Genomic DNA, 14,450 nt, shown 5'->3' on the forward strand with positions numbered 1-14,450 from the left:
CCGTACCTCTCGTCTCCGGGCGTCCACCGGCCGGAGACGAGGGGAGCCGTCGGCGAAGGCGTTCCGGCATGGCAGTTCGATATGCTGTTCGATCCGCGGATGCGGGGCAGTGCGATTACGCTATTCCCCTGACTCCGGAGTACATGATTCCGGAGAAAAAGCGATAGGGGTGGAATACAGATGTCCGTAAGCATGTCGCACGGTGTCCGTACCGTCGTCACATCCTTCGCGATCGCCGCCGCGATCACCGTGGGCGCACCGTTGGCCGGAGTTCACGCGGACTCGGTGGCGGTAAGGACGTACAGCGCGACGGTCAAGTGTGCCAAGGTGCGTATCAGTGACAACCACGGCACCGGCTTTGTGTATGGGCATGGGAAGGGAAGGACCAAGCCCTCAGCAGTGAAGGACGCGAAGAAAGACGCGAACGAGCGGGTCGGCAGGGGCTACCGCGCCAAGCACTGCCGGACCGTCAGTGCCAGCTAAAGGACAGCGCCCGTGAGGACCAGGAGCCGGAGAGATGGATTTGTTCGAGCTGCGTCTTGGTGTGTACGCCAGTCGGCCGGATACCGAGGCCCTGGCGGACAAGGCATGTCGGCTGCTGGACGAGTATGCGGCGTCGGGAAGGTCTGCGGTCGTGAAGTGGACACTCGCCGCCGCCCTCGCTGATCAGCCGGCCGAACCGGGCAGCAGCGAAGAGCTGACGGTGGCCGGGCTGTACGAGGAACTACCGGAGCAGTGGAGCGAGGAGCACCCGGGAGAGGATCCTGGTGGCAGGGCTGTCACGGAATTGCGCGTCGGCCTGCTCGGGGACCCTGAGCAGGCCCAAGAGTTGCTCGGTGACCTCAGCGCACTCGCCTGCCCCGATCCCGAACACTCCGGTGTGTGCAGTATTCCGTGGTCAGCGGATTTCATCCAACCATTCGATGAGCACTATCGGGCCTACCTCGAGTCCCAATACGGGAATCTCCGTAGTTGTTGATGCGATGAGACCGCGGCCCCGGCCCGAGCAGCCACGGCGGTGCAGGGCACGGCGTTGGGCAGATGCCCTGCCCGCGCCCTTTCTTGGGCGTTGAGCCGCCCCCTGGGGCCGCCCCAGGAGAGGCCGCCCCAGGGGGCGCCGAAGCCATGCCCTCCTCGAACACCAGCCGGACGGGGCAGACGACTTCGGTGCGGTGCCTCGGCGATGAGGTCGATGGTGTCCTGTGGTGTGTTCTCAATGCGAGCGGTCAGTCATCGGCGCGCCAACTCCAGTCCTCGCCCGAGACGGTGCTCGCCCCAGACGGTGCCCACCAAGAGCAGACTCAGTGCCCCGGCGGGGATCTCAGTCGCTCTGGGCGACCGGCTCGGGACCGGCGTCGAGCGCATCGAGCACGGCGTCGCCGTTCGCCATCGCCCACTCGGTCAGCATGTGGATCGGATCGATCAACGTCGCCCCGAGCGGGGTGAGCTCGTACTCGACGCGGGGCGGCGCCTCGGCGTAGGCGTGGCGGCGGACGAGTCCGTGCGCCTCGAGCCGCCGGAGCGTCTGGGTGAGCATCTTGCGGGAGATGCCGCCGATCAGCTCGATCAGCTCGCCATGGCGCACCGGGCCCTCGCTGAGGCCGTAGAGCACGACCACCGTCCACTTGTCGGCGATCAGCTCGACCGCCAGACGCGCCGGACAGTCGGCGAGAAAGAAATCACCGGGACCGAAACCGCTCATGGCGCCAAAGGTACCTGCTGGTTCCTATCGCAAACATAGCCTGGGTTCTCTTCCCCCCTGCCAGAACCAGGAGAGTCATGCGAGTCATCACCCAACACACGCTCGGCGGTCCCGAGGTGCTCACCATCGTGGAGGCGCCCGAGCCCCAGCCCCTCCCGACCGAGGTTCTCGTCCGCGTCAAGGCGATCGGACTGAACCCGCTGGAGGCGCTCCTGCGCGCCGGCGCGTTCCCGCCGCTGATCGGCCGGCCGCCGTTCATCCTCGGCTGGGACATCAGCGGCGTGGTCGAGGAGGCACCGCGGACGTGGCGGTTCAGGCCCGGTGACGAGGTGTTCGGGATGCCGCTGTTCCCGCGGCCGGCGAGCGCGTACGCCGAGGTCGTGTCGGCGCCGGCGCTGCACCTGGTACGCAAGCCGGCGTCACTCTCGCACGTCGAGGCGTCGGCGCTGCCGATCGTCGGGCTGACGGCGTGGCAGGGGCTCGTCGATCTCGGCGGCGTGACCGAGGGCGACCGCGTCCTGGTCCACGGCGGTGGTGGCGGGATCGGTCACGTCGCGATCCAGATCGCGAAGGCGCTCGGCGCGCACGTGATCGCGACCGCCGGCGGGAGCAAGCGGGCGTTCGTCGAGGGGTTCGGCGCCGACGAGGTGATCGACTACACGGCCGTCGACTTCACCGAGGCGGTCCGCGACATCGATGTCGTGCTCGACACGATCGGCGGCGACACCGCCGAGCGGTCGCTCGAAGTGCTCCGGCCAGGAGGTCACCTGGTGACGGCGGTCGCCATGGAGGATTCGGAGCTCGCCGCCGCGTACGAGGCGGCCGGCATGCGCTTCAGTGGCATCGCGGTCGACCCCGATCCGGTCGCCCTGCGAGGTCTCGTCGAACTCGTCGAACAGGGCAGGCTCCGGGTCCATGTGCAGGAGACGTTCCCGTTCGAGCGCGTCGCCGACGCGCACCGGCTGCTCGACGGCGGTCATCTCCAGGGCAAGCTCGTGCTCACCGTTTGATCCAACCGTTTGATCCAACCGTTTGATCCAGGGCCGTCCTTCTCGATGGGCCGGGGCCCAAGCGCCCATGGCCCCGACGGCCCGGCGGCGGTTGGTCGCTGCGTGGACGAGCGATTGGTCACTGCGTGGACGAGGCGCGGCTGTGGCGGCTGTTCGAGGGCCAGGGCGAGCGGGGGCCGCTGGTCACCCGCGGCGAGGCACTCGCGGCCATAGGGGTGCCGCAGTGGCTCGGCGCACAGGGCTGCGAGTCGGGCGGCGAGTCGGCCGACGTCGCGGCCGGGCCGGCAGGGAAGCCCGGCCGCCGACTGCCCGCCGAGCAGGCCCTATCCCGCGGGCTCGCCGCTGACCGGCCACCGCCGGCCGGTGTGCGCGTCCCGGCACCAGGCGTACTGGCCGTCCGGCTCCACGGTCAGGCCGTAGTCGTACAGCTGCGGCTCGCCGAGCCGCAGCCACTCGTCCCAGGCGGCTTCGAGCTCATCGGCGAGGCGCCGCGGGCCGCCTTGGGCCGCGCTCGAGCGGCCGCCACCGATGGCGGACAGCACCGCCCAGGACGAGGCGCCGTCGTGGAGCCAGGCGTTCAGCCCGTCGTCGTCCTCGGCCAGCGTGACCTGGACCTCCGGCAGGGCGACGCGGAGTGCGAACCGCAGGTGCCAGTCCGCCTGGAGCGGAGTGAGGTCGCGGGTGACGGGCCGCTCGTCGGCGGCCGGGCCGTCGCCGCGTACCTGGGCGAAGTCGCGAGCGCGGCTGGTGCCGCGGACGGGCATGAAGGTGGCCAGGCCCTGGACCCAGCCGGACGCCGACCGGCCGTCGTCGGCCACGGTGAGGGCGACGTGCCCGAGCCGACCCCACGGGGTGACGATCCGTCCGCCGGGCCGGGTCTGCTCGATCCACGCCCACGGGACGCGGTCGACCGCGTACGTGGAGATCACCCGGTCGTACGGCGCGCCCATGGGCCAGCCCGTGCTGCCGTCGCCGAGGTGTACGGCCACGTTGGCGCCGGCTGTCGTGAGCCGCTCGGCCGCGGCCGCGGCCAGCTCGGCGTCGACCTCGACACTCACCACCTGTCCGGGGCCGGCGCGGTGGGCGAGGAGAGCGGCGTTCCAGCCGGTGCCGGTTCCGAGTTCCAGCACTCGCTGGCCGGGCTCCACCAGCAGGGAGTCCAGCATGTCCACCACGACGGCCTGACAGGACAGGCTGGACGACGGCAGGCCGTCGCTGATCTGGGTGACCGCGGCCGTGTCCGGGGAGCCGTACACCTCGGCTGCCCACCGCTCGGGATCGGTTCTCCGGCCGACCGGTACGTAGGCGCGGCCGTCCCAGTGCCAGAGCTGGTCCGGCGCGAACCGGTGTCGGGGGACGGCGCCGACGGCCTGTCTGATCCACGGGGCCCGGTCGGGCCAGGCGCCGCGCTGGTCCATGGCGGCATCCAGCGCGGCCCGCAGCTGTTCGTGATCGGTCACTTCTTGTGCTTCCCGTTCCCGGGTTGGGGCGGTGGTACCTGCCCGTCGCTGTTGCCCGGTGGGGGCTTGCCCTGGCTGGTGTCCGGCGGCGGCTTCTCGTGCTTCCCCACGGATCATTCCCCTTTCGTCGTCAGTGCGGGACGTCCATGGTGATGCGGGGCAGGGGCACCCGGTAGGGCGTACGGGAGCGCCGTGTGGGCCGGACCCGGGTGCGCGCGCCGGTCCGCGACCGCACGCTGAACGCATGGCCCCTGGCCCACGCGTCATCGTGCAACCGCCCACGCCGGCAGGACGACCCGCCTCGCGGAAGCCCGCGGCTAGCCGCGGGCCTCGGATGAGGTGAGGCCGGTCAGCAGGAGCCGCATGCCGCGGTGGAAGTGGGCGTCCCAGTCGTCCTCCTCCAGAAGCGGGAAGTGACCTGCGAGGGTGGGGTATTCGTCGATGTGGGCGCGGAGGTGGGCGTCCACGGCCGAGCGGGTGGCCGCCTCGTCGGAGCGCCTGCGCCACACCGCTTCTGAGGAGGCGGAACCGATCACGTAGTGGGTGATCGTGGCCGCGGCGGACGAGAGGTGAACCCCGTCGAACCCGCCGGTGGCGAGCGCGGTGTAGGCGAACTCCGAGGACCGCAGGGCGTGGGGGCCCAGGAGGGGGCGGGAGCCGGCCAGGGCCGCGGCCCAGGGATGCCGCAGCAGCACGGACCGCAGTCCGGTCATGAACGCCTCGACATCGCCCTGCCAGGAGGCGCTGTGCTCGTCGGGGAGATCGAGTTCGGCGAGGACCGCGTCGAGGGCCAGATCGAGGACGTCCTCCTTGGTGGCCACATGCCAGTAGAGGCTCGTCGCGTGGGCGCCGAGCCGCTCCGCGAGCCGGCGCATGCTCAGTTTCTGCACGCCGTCGCGGTCGAGTAGCTCAACGGCGGTGGCGATGATCCGCTCGTGTGACAGCTGAGGCCGTGTGCGGGAGGTCTTCTCCGCGCGGAACCACACCGCTCCCGGTGCGTTCTCCAGCGTCTTCTTTCCCTTGTCCCCGCTCGGCTTCGCGCTCACGAGGCCGCAGCCTACCTCGTTGCCGATCCCCCTCCGCGACTCCTACAGTGATGGATGTACTCAAACACTGTAGGAGAACATCAACGAGGGAGGACCATGAGCGACGAAGAAGGTCATCCGCGACGGTGGGCGATCCTGGTGGCGCTGTGTGCCGCGCTCCTTGTGATCGTCATCGACAACACGGTTCTGCATGTCGCGGTGCCCGCCATCGGCGATGCCTTCGATGCCTCGACGGGCCAGCTCCAGGGGGTGATCGACGCCTATGTCGTGGTCTTCGCCGGGCTCCTCGTCACCGCGGGGGTGACCTCCGACCGGTACGGCAGGCGGCGCACCGTCGTCGTGGGGCTGCTGGTGTTCGGCGTGGCGTCGGCGCTCGCCGCGGCGGCCCCCTCGGTGGAGTGGCTGATCGCGATGCGGGCCCTCATGGGCGTCGGTGCGGCGCTGGTGATGCCCGCGACGCTCGCGGTGCTCGTCGCGGTGTTCCCCGAGCAGGAGCGCCCGCGGGCCTTCGCGGTGTGGAGCGCGGTCGCGTCCGTGGGCATGGCCGCAGGGCCCCTGCTCGGTGGCGCATTGGTCGACGTGTGGAGTTGGGCCGGGGTTTTCCTGATCAACATCCCCGTGGTGACGGTGGCCGTGGTGGGCATCGTCCGGCTGGTGCCCGAGACGCGGGCCGGGGACGGCCGGGAGCTGGACCCGCTCGGCACCGTCCTGGTCACGGCGGGGATGACCGGCCTGGTGTGGGCGCTGATCGAGGCCCCGGCGTACGGGTACACCTCCCCCGCTGTGCTGGGCGGGGCGCTGGTGGCGGTGGTGGCGCTCGTCGCCTTCGGGGTACGACAGGCCCGTTCCACGGTGCCGATGGTCGATCTGCGGCTGTACCAGGATCGGAGGTTCTCCGGAGCGAGCTTCGCGGTGGCGGTGATGACGGTCGCGACGGGCAGCACGCTCTTCATCCTCAGCCAGTACCTGCAACTGGTCCTGGGCCACAGCGCGTTCGAGACCGGGCTCGCGGCCATACCGCTGGCAGCGGGGGTCGTCGCGGGCTCGGCGGTGGGCGGCCGGGCACCGGCCAGGTTCGGGCCGCGGGTCTGCATCGTGACGGGATTCGCCGTCACCGCGGCCGGTTTCGCGGTACTGGCCTCGCTGTCGGAGGACAGCGGCTACGTGGCGGTGTCCGCCGGGCTGGCGCTGGCCGGTGTGGGATCCGGCATCGCGGGGCCCTCGGCCACCAGCACCGTGCTCGATGCGGTGCCCCGGGAGCGGGCCGGTATGGGCTCCGCGCTCAACGACACCCATCAGCAGCTCGGCATCGCGCTGGGGGTGGCCGGGCTGGGCAGCCTGCTCGCCACCGCCTACCGGGGCGCTCTTCCGGACGGTCTGCCCGGTCACGCGGTGTCCTCGTTGGGGGCGACGCTGTCACACGCGAAGGACCACGCGGGCGGAAGTGCCCTGGCGGAGTCGGCCCGTTCGGCCTTCACCGAAGCCCAGTCCCTCACCATGACCGTCGCAGTGGCGGCCGCCCTGGCCGGTGCGGCCGTGGCGTTCTTCGCCCTCCCGGGCCGGGCCGCCCCGGGCGCGGCGCCCGAGCCGGAGTCGGAGGCGGCCGGACGAGCGTCCTGAGCGACGCACGGCCCCAAGCCGAAGGCCAGTCCGCGGCGCTCGGTGAACCAACGCCGGACCACCAGGCCGGCCGTCACCCCGGAGGCCGCACTGAACCCCAGCGTGGCCAGGATGCCGTACAGGCCCAGCAGGCCCGGTACGGATGACGCGGCAGACGACAGCAGCAGGCCCGCGCCCGCGACGATGGTTTCCGCCCTCGCGGCGGCTTGTCTCGCCCGGCGGGACCATGCCGCGCGGGGGCGGGGGTGAGGTGACGGCGTACCGCCCGGAGCCCATTGCGGCACCTGCGGGCCGTACGTGCGTGGGCCGGGGCGGGCGGCTCAGCCGATGGCGGGGGCGGCGGGATGCTCATGCCTTCGGGTCCGCGAACGCGGGCCGCGTGCCGTACTTCGCGACCGCTTGCGGGTCGAGGGACACTCCGAGGCCGGGGCCGGAGGGGATGTCGAGGTATCCGTCGGCGTCGAGCCGCCAGCCCCCCGCGACCAGGTCGTCCACATAAGCCGACCCGGTCTTGTACTCGACGAGGTCGGTGGACACGAGTGCGGACGACAGCTGCAGATCGGCGGCGAGACCGATGGCCGTGTTCCATCCGTGCGGGATCAGGCGGATGCCGAGGTCCTGGGCCTCCCAGCCGATCCGGCGCGACTCGCTCAGACCGCCTCCCTTCGTGGTGTCGGGCTGGACGATGTCGAAGGCACGGCGCCGCAGGTAGGGGGCGAAGCTCTGCCTTCGGGTGAGGACCTCGCCACCGCTGATGGGGACGGGTGAACCCGCGCGCAGTTCCGCGAAACCCTCGAGGTCGTCCGGCGCGAGTGCCTCCTCGAACCAGGCGACGTCGTAGTCGGCGAGCATCCGCGCGGTTCGCTTCGCCCATGCCAGACCGCCGGGGAAGAAGCCTTCGGAGCCACCGGCGTCGACAGCGAGCAACCGGTCGCCCACCGCGGCGCGGGCGGCGGCGACGGTGCGCTCGTCGGTGGCGGCGTCCACCCGTCCGAACTTCCACCAGCCGATCTTGAACGCGGTGAATCCCTGCTCCACAAGGCGAGTCAGGTTGTCCGTCATGGGTCCGGCCTCGTCCATGAGCACCGACGCATAGGGGCGCACCCGGGTGCGGTGGCGCCCGCCGAGCAGCCGGCCGACCGGCTGGCCGAGCGCCTGGCCGGCGATGTCCCACAGGGCGATGTCGATCGCGCTCGTCGCGTGCGTGAGCGCGCCGCCCCGGCCCATCCAGAACGCGGTCCGGTGCAGCGTTTCGGTGATCCGCTCGACCTCCACCGGGTCCTGTCCGACGAGGTGCGGAAGCAGGAGGTCGATCGCTCCCCGGACGAGGTTCTCGGTGGTGAACGCGCTTCCGATGCCCGTGACGCCTTCGTCGGTGTGGACGGCGACGAGCGTGTGCACGACATCGTCCGGGCGCAGTTCGTTCGACCAGCCGCCTTCGGGGGTCGCCCCACGAAGACCGCATGTCTCGACCCTGGTGATTTTCATGAGTGCCTCTCGTGACGGGTGTCATCGCCGCGGGCACCGAAGAGGTGGCGGCGGCTGTGTGGGGACCGTACCCGACCGGGAAGGGCATTGTCGACAATCGACGATTGGGCTACAGTCTGCCGGACGGCCGCCCACCCAGGGCGCCGCACCACCACGGGAGCACCCATGCGACAAAACGCCACTCCCCCGTCCCGACCACCCCCGAGCCCCGCCGCACCCGCCTCCACAGGTCCGCGCCCGCCGACCGCAGGAGCCATCCCCGGCCGATTGTCGACAAAGTACGATCCTGTTACGCTCCGGCCATGTCTGCTCTTCCCGCGCTTCCCGCGCTTCCCTCCGGCTCCCTCGCCTCCCGCCGCGAAACCGTCGCGGACGTTCTGCGCGAGGCCATCACCTCCGGCCGTCTCGAGGCGGGTCAGAAGCTCACGGAGTCGGGAGTCGCCGAACAGCTGGGCACCAGCCGGGCGCCGGTCCGCGAGGCACTGCGCCAACTGGAGCAGGAGGGCCTCGTGATTTCCTATCCCTACCGCGGTACGGAGGTGCTCGGCGTCTCCCAGGAGGAGATCGAGAACGTCCTCGTACCAGTCCGCATCTCCCTGGAGAAGTTCGCCTTCCGCAAGGCGATGCCCCGCCTGACCGACGCGGACTACGCCCATCTCCAGTCGTTCGTCCGCGCCATGGAGACCGCGGCCGACACGGCCGACGCGGCGCTGCTCGCCGACGAGGACATCCGCTTCCACGAGGCGGTCGTGACCTTGTCAGGGCAGCAGCACTGCCTGCAGATCTGGCGGTCGATCCAGCCCCGCGTGCGCGCCTATTTCCGGCGCGACGCGAGCCACTACTCGGACCCGACCGTGGTCGCCGCCCAGCACCGCGAGCTCCTCGACGCACTCCGGGCGGGCGACGAGCAGGCACTGGACCGCACCGTCACCGCCCACATCAAGACCCATTTCACAGCCACCAAGGACCCCTCCCCATGACCAGGACGATCTTGATAACCGGCGGCGGAGGCGGCATCGGCCGCGCCACCGCGCTCGAAGCCGCCCGCCGGGGCTGGGCCGTCGGCATCATCGACCGTGACGGCGAGAGCGCCGAGCGGGCGGCGACCGAAGCCCGGCGCGCCGGCGCCCGCCGGGCCTGGTCGGCCGCGTCGGACGTCACCGACGAACAGGAACTCATCGACGCGTTCGGCGCGGCGAGCACCGCACTGGGCCCGGTGGACGGGGTGACCGCGAGCGCCGGCATCGAGATCAACGCGCCCCTGCCGCAGATGCCCCTCGACACCTGGCGCCGCGTTCTCGAGGTGAATCTCACCGGCACCTTCCTGACCGTACGCACAGCCGCCCAAACCCTGCGGGACGCCGGGAGGCCCGGCTCCATCGTGTGCGTGTCGTCCCCGTCCGCCTTCGTCGGCTTCGCGGGCGGCTCGAATAGCGCGTACGGAGCGTCCAAGGGCGGAGTCTCCGCGTTCGTGAGGGCCGCCGCCATCGATCTCGCCCCTCACGGCATCCGCGTCAACGCGGTCGTCCCCGGCGCCACCGACACGCCCTTGCTCTACTTCGGCCTTGCCGGTGACGAGCTCGAAGCGGAGCGCGCACGCCTGAAGGACGCCGCGGCACGGCAGATCCCCCTCGGACGGATGGCCGACCCCATCGAGATCGCACGTGCCGCCACCTGGCTGCTCTCCGACGACGCCTCCTACGTCACCGGCAGTCACCTGGTATGCGACGGCGGACTCATGGCCAAGAGCGCGAACGACTTCTGACAAAGACCGAAACCCACCACAGAAAGCGGACTCACATGACGACTCAGGCGATCGGCACCACGACATGGGTGGTCGCGGACGGCTACATCCCTCCGGGCAGCACCGGGCCGGCCCCCGCGATGACCAGCCATGACAGCATCTGCATGCTCAACGCCGGGGATGACCCCGCACACGTCACCATCGAGGTCTTCCACACCGATCGCGAGCCGGTCGGACCCTATGGGCTCACCGTTCCCGCACGCCGCGCACACCACCAGCGGATCAACGACCTGAGCGGCCCGGAGCCGATCCTTCCCGGGATCGACTACTGCCTCGTGATCCGAAGTGACCGGCCCATCGTCGTCCAGCACACCCGCCTGGACTCGCGGCAGGCGGAGAACGCCCTGATGTCCACCATCGCCTACCCCTCCTCCCTGTAAGCAGCTTGGTCGACAATCCACAATCGACAAGGACTCACCATGTCCCCTCCACGCCCCAGAGAGAGCGGCCGCCTGACCCGCCGCGTGGCCACCATGGCGGTGGCCGCCGCCATCGGCGGCTTCCTCTTCGGCTTCGACACCGCTGTGATCAATGGCGCCGTGAACGCCATCGAGGGCAACTTCGGGCTCGGCTCCATCGGACTTGGCACCATCGTCGCCGTCACCCTGCTGGGCGCCACACTCGGCTCGTTCAGCGCCGGCCGGCTCGCCGACCGCATCGGGCGCCCGCGCACCATGACGGTCGCCGGCACCGTCTTCCTTGTCGCCGCGATCGGCTCCGGCCTCGCCCAGGGCCTCTGGGACCTCGCGATCTGGCGCCTGCTCACCGGCTACGGGGTCGGATTCGCGACAGTGATCGGGCCGCTCTACATCTCGGAGATCGCGCCGGCAGACGTACGCGGCCGCCTCGCGTCCCTGCAGCAGATGGCCATCGTCCTCGGCATCTTCACCGCCCTTCTCTCCGACAGCTCGATCGCACTCGTGCTCAAGGGCGCGGACGCGCAGACGTTCCTCGGTCTCCCCGCATGGCGGTGGATGTTCATCGTCGGCGTCGTGCCGGCCCTGACCTACCTGGTCATCGCGCTCGCGGTGCCCGAGTCGCCGCGGTTCCTCGTCGCACGCGGGCGAGCCGCCGAAGCGCGCGACGTGCTGCGAAGGCTCCAGGACATCACAGAGGAAGAAGCCACCACCCTGACCGACCGCATGGCCGCGACGCTGCGGACCGACCGCTCCGCCCGCTTCCAGGACCTCCTGGACCGACGGCGCGTTCTCCTTCCCGTCATCTGGGTGGGGATCGGGCTTGCAGCCCTGCAAGCCCTCGTCGGCGTCGACGTCATCTTCTACTACTCCACCTCACTGTGGCAGTCGGTCGGTTTCGAGGAGTCGTCGGCCTTCGCCCTGTCGGTACTGAGCTCCTTCGTGAACGTGGCCGCGACGGTAGTGGCGATACTCCTCATCGACAGGGTCGGCCGCCGTCGGCTGCTGCTCGCTGGATCAACCGGCATGTTCGCGAGCCTCGTCACGGTGGCGGTGGGCTTCTCCACCGCCACCATCGCCGCGGACGGCGAGCCCACGCTGTCCGGGGTGTGGGGACCGGTCACTCTCGTCGGCGCAAACGTATTCGTCGTGGCCTTCGCGGTTTCGTGGGGTCCGGCCGTCTGGGTCCTCCTCGGCGAGATGTTCCCCAACCGCATACGCGGCGTCGCGCTGTCCGTGTGCGCCGCCGCCAACTGGCTCGCGGGCGTCCTGCTCAACTTCTCGTTCCCGAGCCTGCGTGACCTCTCACTGGCAGGAAGCTACGCGGTCTATGCGTTCATGGCCCTGCTCTCGTGGCTGCTCGTGTTCTTCTTCGTCGGCGAGACGAAGGGGCGCTCGCTGGAAGACATGCAGGAGGACGCCGCACCGGTGCTGAGCCCCTTGAAGTGACGCACGTCAGCGACCCCGTTCCGGCACCGCTCCCGGCCGGTCCGCACGCAGAGCGGCGAGCACGGCGACCGGCTCACGGTCCGCCTGCGGAGGCTCCGCAAGACCCTACGAGGCGGAGTTCCACCGGATCGCCAAGGGGCGGCTGGCCGTTGCCGGCTTGGGGACCGTCGAAGTCTCCTTGTGCGGTCCCGGCCGGGATCTTCGCCGATGCCGTCTCGCTCGCCGTGTGCTCCGCCGTCGTCAGCCCTGCCCGGCGCCGGCGACCAGGCCGAGCAGCACGGCCGGCGCCTCGTCGTCGCTGAGTATGAGCGGAGGCGAACTGGTACCCGGGAGGGAGCCGGTACCCGCCCGATTCCACCGGCACGTCCAGGTCGATCAGCTGGTCCACATAGCGGCGCACGGTGCACCCTTCGACGCCGAGCCGGTCGGCGAGTTCGGCCACCGTCCGGGTGCCGCCCGACTGCAGCAGCTCCAGGAGCGTCAGCACGCGGGCAGTGGGGCGGGGCATGTCCGCAGCCTCACGCGGATACAGGACCGATTCTGTCCACTATTTCTCCTAGGCTGCGACGTGCACGCCTCCAGCACAGCCAAGGAGATTCCCATGGAGTTCGTCTCGATCCGCATCATCACCAGCGACGTGGCGCGCCTCGTCGAGTTCTACGAGCGAGCCACGGGAGCGCGGGCGACGTGGGCCACCGAGGACTTCGCCGAACTCAAGACCGCGGGCGCCACCCTCGCGATCGCCAGCACCCGCACCGTCCCGCTGTTCGCCCCGGGCTCTGCCCGCTCGGCGGACAACCACAGCGTGATCATCGAGTTCCTCGTCGACGACGTGGACCGCGTTCACCAGAACCTGACCGGCTTCGTCACCGACTTCGTCAACGAGCCCACCACGATGCCCTGGGGCAACCGGTCGCTGCTGTTCCGCGACCCCGACGGCAACCTCGTCAACTTCTTCACCCCCGTCACCCCGGCGGCCATGGAGAAGTTCGCACGCTGACGCCACGGACAGCCGGTCACGCGGGAGCCCGGAGACCCCGGGGCTCCCGGTGAACGCGGCCGCCGAGTCCAGGAACGCCACCAGCGGGGGTCAACCGCCGTCTCCCCGGCCGCCGTGGCCCAACTTTTCTGGAATAACGGGTTCCTGATGCGGTTTCGGCGCGCGTGGGTGATCATCACCTCACCTGAAGTCCGATCACGGAGGCGTACCTTCATGAGACCGACGCGTGCCGCTCTGCTCGTCGTGGCCACCGCTCTGACACCAGCCCTCCTCTTCACCGCCCCGGCGTTTGCCAGTGGTTCGGCCGCTCCGGCCACCGCCACGACCGCGGCGGCCGTGTCCGGCACACCGGTGGACGAGATGTCGGAGGACGGACTGCGTGCCGCGATCGCCGTCATCCTGGCCGACGAGGACAGCGGCAAGGCGGTCGTCCGGGAGGCCGACGAGGCCCTCAACGGCACCGTGGAGGACATGCGGACCTTCTTGAAGACCGGCTACCGGCTGGCCCAGGCCGAGGACGACCGGGTCGCCATCGCCCGTATCCTCCACATAGCAACACAGAACAAGGACAGGCGGGTCATCGAGGAGGCCAACAAGCTCCTCGACAGCGACTCTCCGGAGGAGATGCGCGCCTGGCTGGAGACCGGCTACCGGCTGGCCCAGGCCGAGGACGACGCCGTCTACATCGTTCGCATGCTCACGGACCCGGACATCGGCGACGCCCTCCGCGCCGCCGTCAACGCGGCCCTCGACGACGGCTCCCCAGAGACCCTGCGCTACTTCCGTGAGGTGGGGCAGTACGAGGTGGACGGCTAGGCCGAGCGGGGGCGCCGCCACGCGACGCGTCTGGCGGTGATCCGGTCGGTGCCCGGTGGGCGGCCGCCACCACAGACCGCGTGGACGTCCACGCGGTACCGCCGCGGTCCACCGGCCACCGGTCCGCTGCCGGAGGTTGTCGCGCCGCAGCAGGATCAGGATGCGGACCTGCTCGGCGGGCGTGAGGGGTTGAGGTACGGGCCATCCCGGCGAGATCGTTCTCGGCCGGGATGGCCTGCTTATGGGATCGCCGAGGTGAGCCCGGGAGGGACGGGGCGGGTAGCCCCCGTACGCCTCCGATACGCGAGGACAAGACCACGAACGGGTGACATGCCGCGTTCGAGTGCGCCTGAGTCCCGTCACAGTGCAGCCAGACCAGTCACCACCCGCCAGGGGAACATTCGTCCACGATCTCCTCCCGAGGAGCCCGTTACGGACCCCCTGCGGGGGCGTTCTTAGAGCACCAGTACCCCTCGCGCGCCCAGATGGAGGATGCCATGAAGGAGCCTCTTGGATTCGAACAACGGCGGCTCGGCCCCTTCTCCCCCACCACACACACGGTTGACGCCGTCACCCGCCCCTCAGCCCAACCGGATAGGGGGTGGGCAGCATGAGCGAGCCCACCGACGCATCGGCGGG

14 protein-coding genes and 1 pseudogene are annotated in these 14,450 nt (G+C 70.4%); 10 read left to right on the forward strand and 5 right to left on the reverse strand.

Annotation, left to right across the window (positions count from 1 at the left end; all coding sequences use genetic code 11):
- The first annotated feature begins 180 nt into the window (after positions 1-180).
- The gene (locus AXW62_RS00665) at positions 181-483 is read left to right on the forward strand and encodes a hypothetical protein (protein WP_107406189.1); all 303 of its coding nucleotides are present in this window, start codon (positions 181-183) and stop codon (positions 481-483) included.
- A 34-nt stretch (positions 484-517) separates the two neighbouring features.
- Positions 518-979 carry a hypothetical protein gene (locus AXW62_RS00670; RefSeq protein ID WP_060942715.1) on the forward strand — a complete coding sequence of 154 codons (462 nt, stop codon included), beginning with the start codon at positions 518-520 and terminating at the stop codon, positions 977-979.
- 342 nt (positions 980-1,321) lie between these two features.
- Here AXW62_RS00670 and AXW62_RS00675 read toward each other — a convergent pair whose 3' ends face one another.
- Positions 1,322-1,702 carry a winged helix-turn-helix transcriptional regulator gene (locus tag AXW62_RS00675; RefSeq protein ID WP_060942716.1) on the reverse strand — a complete coding sequence of 127 codons (381 nt, stop codon included), beginning with the start codon at positions 1,700-1,702 and terminating at the stop codon, positions 1,322-1,324.
- 77 nt (positions 1,703-1,779) lie between these two features.
- Between AXW62_RS00675 and AXW62_RS00680 the strand changes: the two genes are divergently transcribed.
- On the forward strand, positions 1,780-2,712 hold the full coding sequence (locus tag AXW62_RS00680; protein ID WP_060942717.1) for an NADP-dependent oxidoreductase: 933 nt from the start codon (positions 1,780-1,782) through the stop codon (positions 2,710-2,712).
- Positions 2,713-3,035: 323 nt separating this feature from the next.
- On the opposite strand, the gene AXW62_RS00685 is transcribed toward AXW62_RS00680, so the two are convergent.
- Positions 3,036-4,172 carry a methyltransferase domain-containing protein gene (locus tag AXW62_RS00685; RefSeq protein ID WP_306305038.1) on the reverse strand — a complete coding sequence of 379 codons (1,137 nt, stop codon included), beginning with the start codon at positions 4,170-4,172 and terminating at the stop codon, positions 3,036-3,038.
- Positions 4,173-4,489: 317 nt separating this feature from the next.
- Positions 4,490-5,218, reverse strand: a complete 729-nt coding sequence (locus AXW62_RS00690; RefSeq protein ID WP_079115399.1) for a TetR/AcrR family transcriptional regulator C-terminal domain-containing protein — start codon at positions 5,216-5,218, stop codon at positions 4,490-4,492.
- Between the two features lie 96 nt (positions 5,219-5,314).
- Between AXW62_RS00690 and AXW62_RS00695 the strand changes: the two genes are divergently transcribed.
- Positions 5,315-6,838, forward strand: a complete 1,524-nt coding sequence (locus AXW62_RS00695) for an MFS transporter (protein WP_079115400.1) — start codon at positions 5,315-5,317, stop codon at positions 6,836-6,838.
- A gap of 348 nt (positions 6,839-7,186) precedes the next feature.
- Here the strand turns inward: AXW62_RS00695 and AXW62_RS00700 are convergent, their stop codons facing one another.
- A complete protein-coding gene (locus AXW62_RS00700) occupies positions 7,187-8,326 on the reverse strand; it encodes a mandelate racemase/muconate lactonizing enzyme family protein (RefSeq protein WP_060942719.1) in 1,140 nt (379 codons plus the stop codon).
- A gap of 302 nt (positions 8,327-8,628) precedes the next feature.
- On the opposite strand from AXW62_RS00700, the gene AXW62_RS00705 reads away from it, so the two are divergent.
- The 4 genes from AXW62_RS00705 to AXW62_RS00720 are packed head-to-tail and all read left to right on the forward strand — an operon-like array spanning position 8,629 to position 11,995.
- A complete protein-coding gene (locus tag AXW62_RS00705; protein ID WP_060942720.1) occupies positions 8,629-9,306 on the forward strand; it encodes a GntR family transcriptional regulator in 678 nt (225 codons plus the stop codon).
- Entirely contained in the window at positions 9,303-10,091 is a 789-nt protein-coding gene (locus tag AXW62_RS00710) for an SDR family NAD(P)-dependent oxidoreductase (RefSeq protein ID WP_060942721.1), read from the forward strand. Before AXW62_RS00705 ends, AXW62_RS00710 begins: the two co-directional genes overlap by 4 nt.
- Positions 10,092-10,126: 35 nt before the next feature.
- Positions 10,127-10,510, forward strand: a complete 384-nt coding sequence (locus tag AXW62_RS00715) for a sensory rhodopsin transducer (protein ID WP_060942722.1) — start codon at positions 10,127-10,129, stop codon at positions 10,508-10,510.
- 39 nt (positions 10,511-10,549) lie between these two features.
- The gene (locus AXW62_RS00720; protein WP_060942723.1) at positions 10,550-11,995 is read left to right on the forward strand and encodes a sugar porter family MFS transporter; all 1,446 of its coding nucleotides are present in this window, start codon (positions 10,550-10,552) and stop codon (positions 11,993-11,995) included.
- 196 nt (positions 11,996-12,191) lie between these two features.
- Here AXW62_RS00720 and AXW62_RS40160 read toward each other — a convergent pair.
- Positions 12,192-12,503: pseudogene (locus AXW62_RS40160) on the reverse strand (helix-turn-helix transcriptional regulator); the annotation flags it as partial.
- A gap of 93 nt (positions 12,504-12,596) precedes the next feature.
- Here AXW62_RS40160 and AXW62_RS00725 point away from each other — a divergent pair.
- Together AXW62_RS00725 and AXW62_RS00730 are read left to right on the forward strand one after the other, a co-directional pair.
- Entirely contained in the window at positions 12,597-12,995 is a 399-nt protein-coding gene (locus AXW62_RS00725; protein WP_060942724.1) for a VOC family protein, read from the forward strand.
- Between the two features lie 213 nt (positions 12,996-13,208).
- Entirely contained in the window at positions 13,209-13,811 is a 603-nt protein-coding gene (locus AXW62_RS00730; protein ID WP_060942725.1) for an ALF repeat-containing protein, read from the forward strand.
- Positions 13,812-14,450 lie beyond the last annotated feature (639 nt).

This window comes from Streptomyces hygroscopicus subsp. hygroscopicus (genome assembly GCF_001553455.1).
GTDB lineage: Bacteria > Actinomycetota > Actinomycetes > Streptomycetales > Streptomycetaceae > Streptomyces > Streptomyces hygroscopicus.

What these genes read in the sequence shown, in the direction of transcription:
- AXW62_RS00725 (WP_060942724.1), top strand. Translation starts at nt 12,597, where the DNA reads ATGGAGTTCGTCTCGATCCGCATCATCACCAGCGACGTGGCGCGCCTC.
- AXW62_RS00715 (WP_060942722.1), top strand. Translation starts at nt 10,127, where the DNA reads ATGACGACTCAGGCGATCGGCACCACGACATGGGTGGTCGCGGACGGC.
- AXW62_RS00680 (WP_060942717.1), top strand. Translation starts at nt 1,780, where the DNA reads ATGCGAGTCATCACCCAACACACGCTCGGCGGTCCCGAGGTGCTCACC.
- AXW62_RS00665 (WP_107406189.1), top strand. Translation starts at nt 181, where the DNA reads ATGTCCGTAAGCATGTCGCACGGTGTCCGTACCGTCGTCACATCCTTC.
- AXW62_RS00675 (WP_060942716.1), bottom strand. Translation starts at nt 1,702, where the DNA reads ATGAGCGGTTTCGGTCCCGGTGATTTCTTTCTCGCCGACTGTCCGGCG.
- AXW62_RS00705 (WP_060942720.1), top strand. Translation starts at nt 8,629, where the DNA reads ATGTCTGCTCTTCCCGCGCTTCCCGCGCTTCCCTCCGGCTCCCTCGCC.
- AXW62_RS00670 (WP_060942715.1), top strand. Translation starts at nt 518, where the DNA reads ATGGATTTGTTCGAGCTGCGTCTTGGTGTGTACGCCAGTCGGCCGGAT.
- AXW62_RS00710 (WP_060942721.1), top strand. Translation starts at nt 9,303, where the DNA reads ATGACCAGGACGATCTTGATAACCGGCGGCGGAGGCGGCATCGGCCGC.
- AXW62_RS00700 (WP_060942719.1), bottom strand. Translation starts at nt 8,326, where the DNA reads ATGAAAATCACCAGGGTCGAGACATGCGGTCTTCGTGGGGCGACCCCC.
- AXW62_RS00695 (WP_079115400.1), top strand. Translation starts at nt 5,315, where the DNA reads ATGAGCGACGAAGAAGGTCATCCGCGACGGTGGGCGATCCTGGTGGCG.
- AXW62_RS00720 (WP_060942723.1), top strand. Translation starts at nt 10,550, where the DNA reads ATGTCCCCTCCACGCCCCAGAGAGAGCGGCCGCCTGACCCGCCGCGTG.
- AXW62_RS00730 (WP_060942725.1), top strand. Translation starts at nt 13,209, where the DNA reads ATGAGACCGACGCGTGCCGCTCTGCTCGTCGTGGCCACCGCTCTGACA.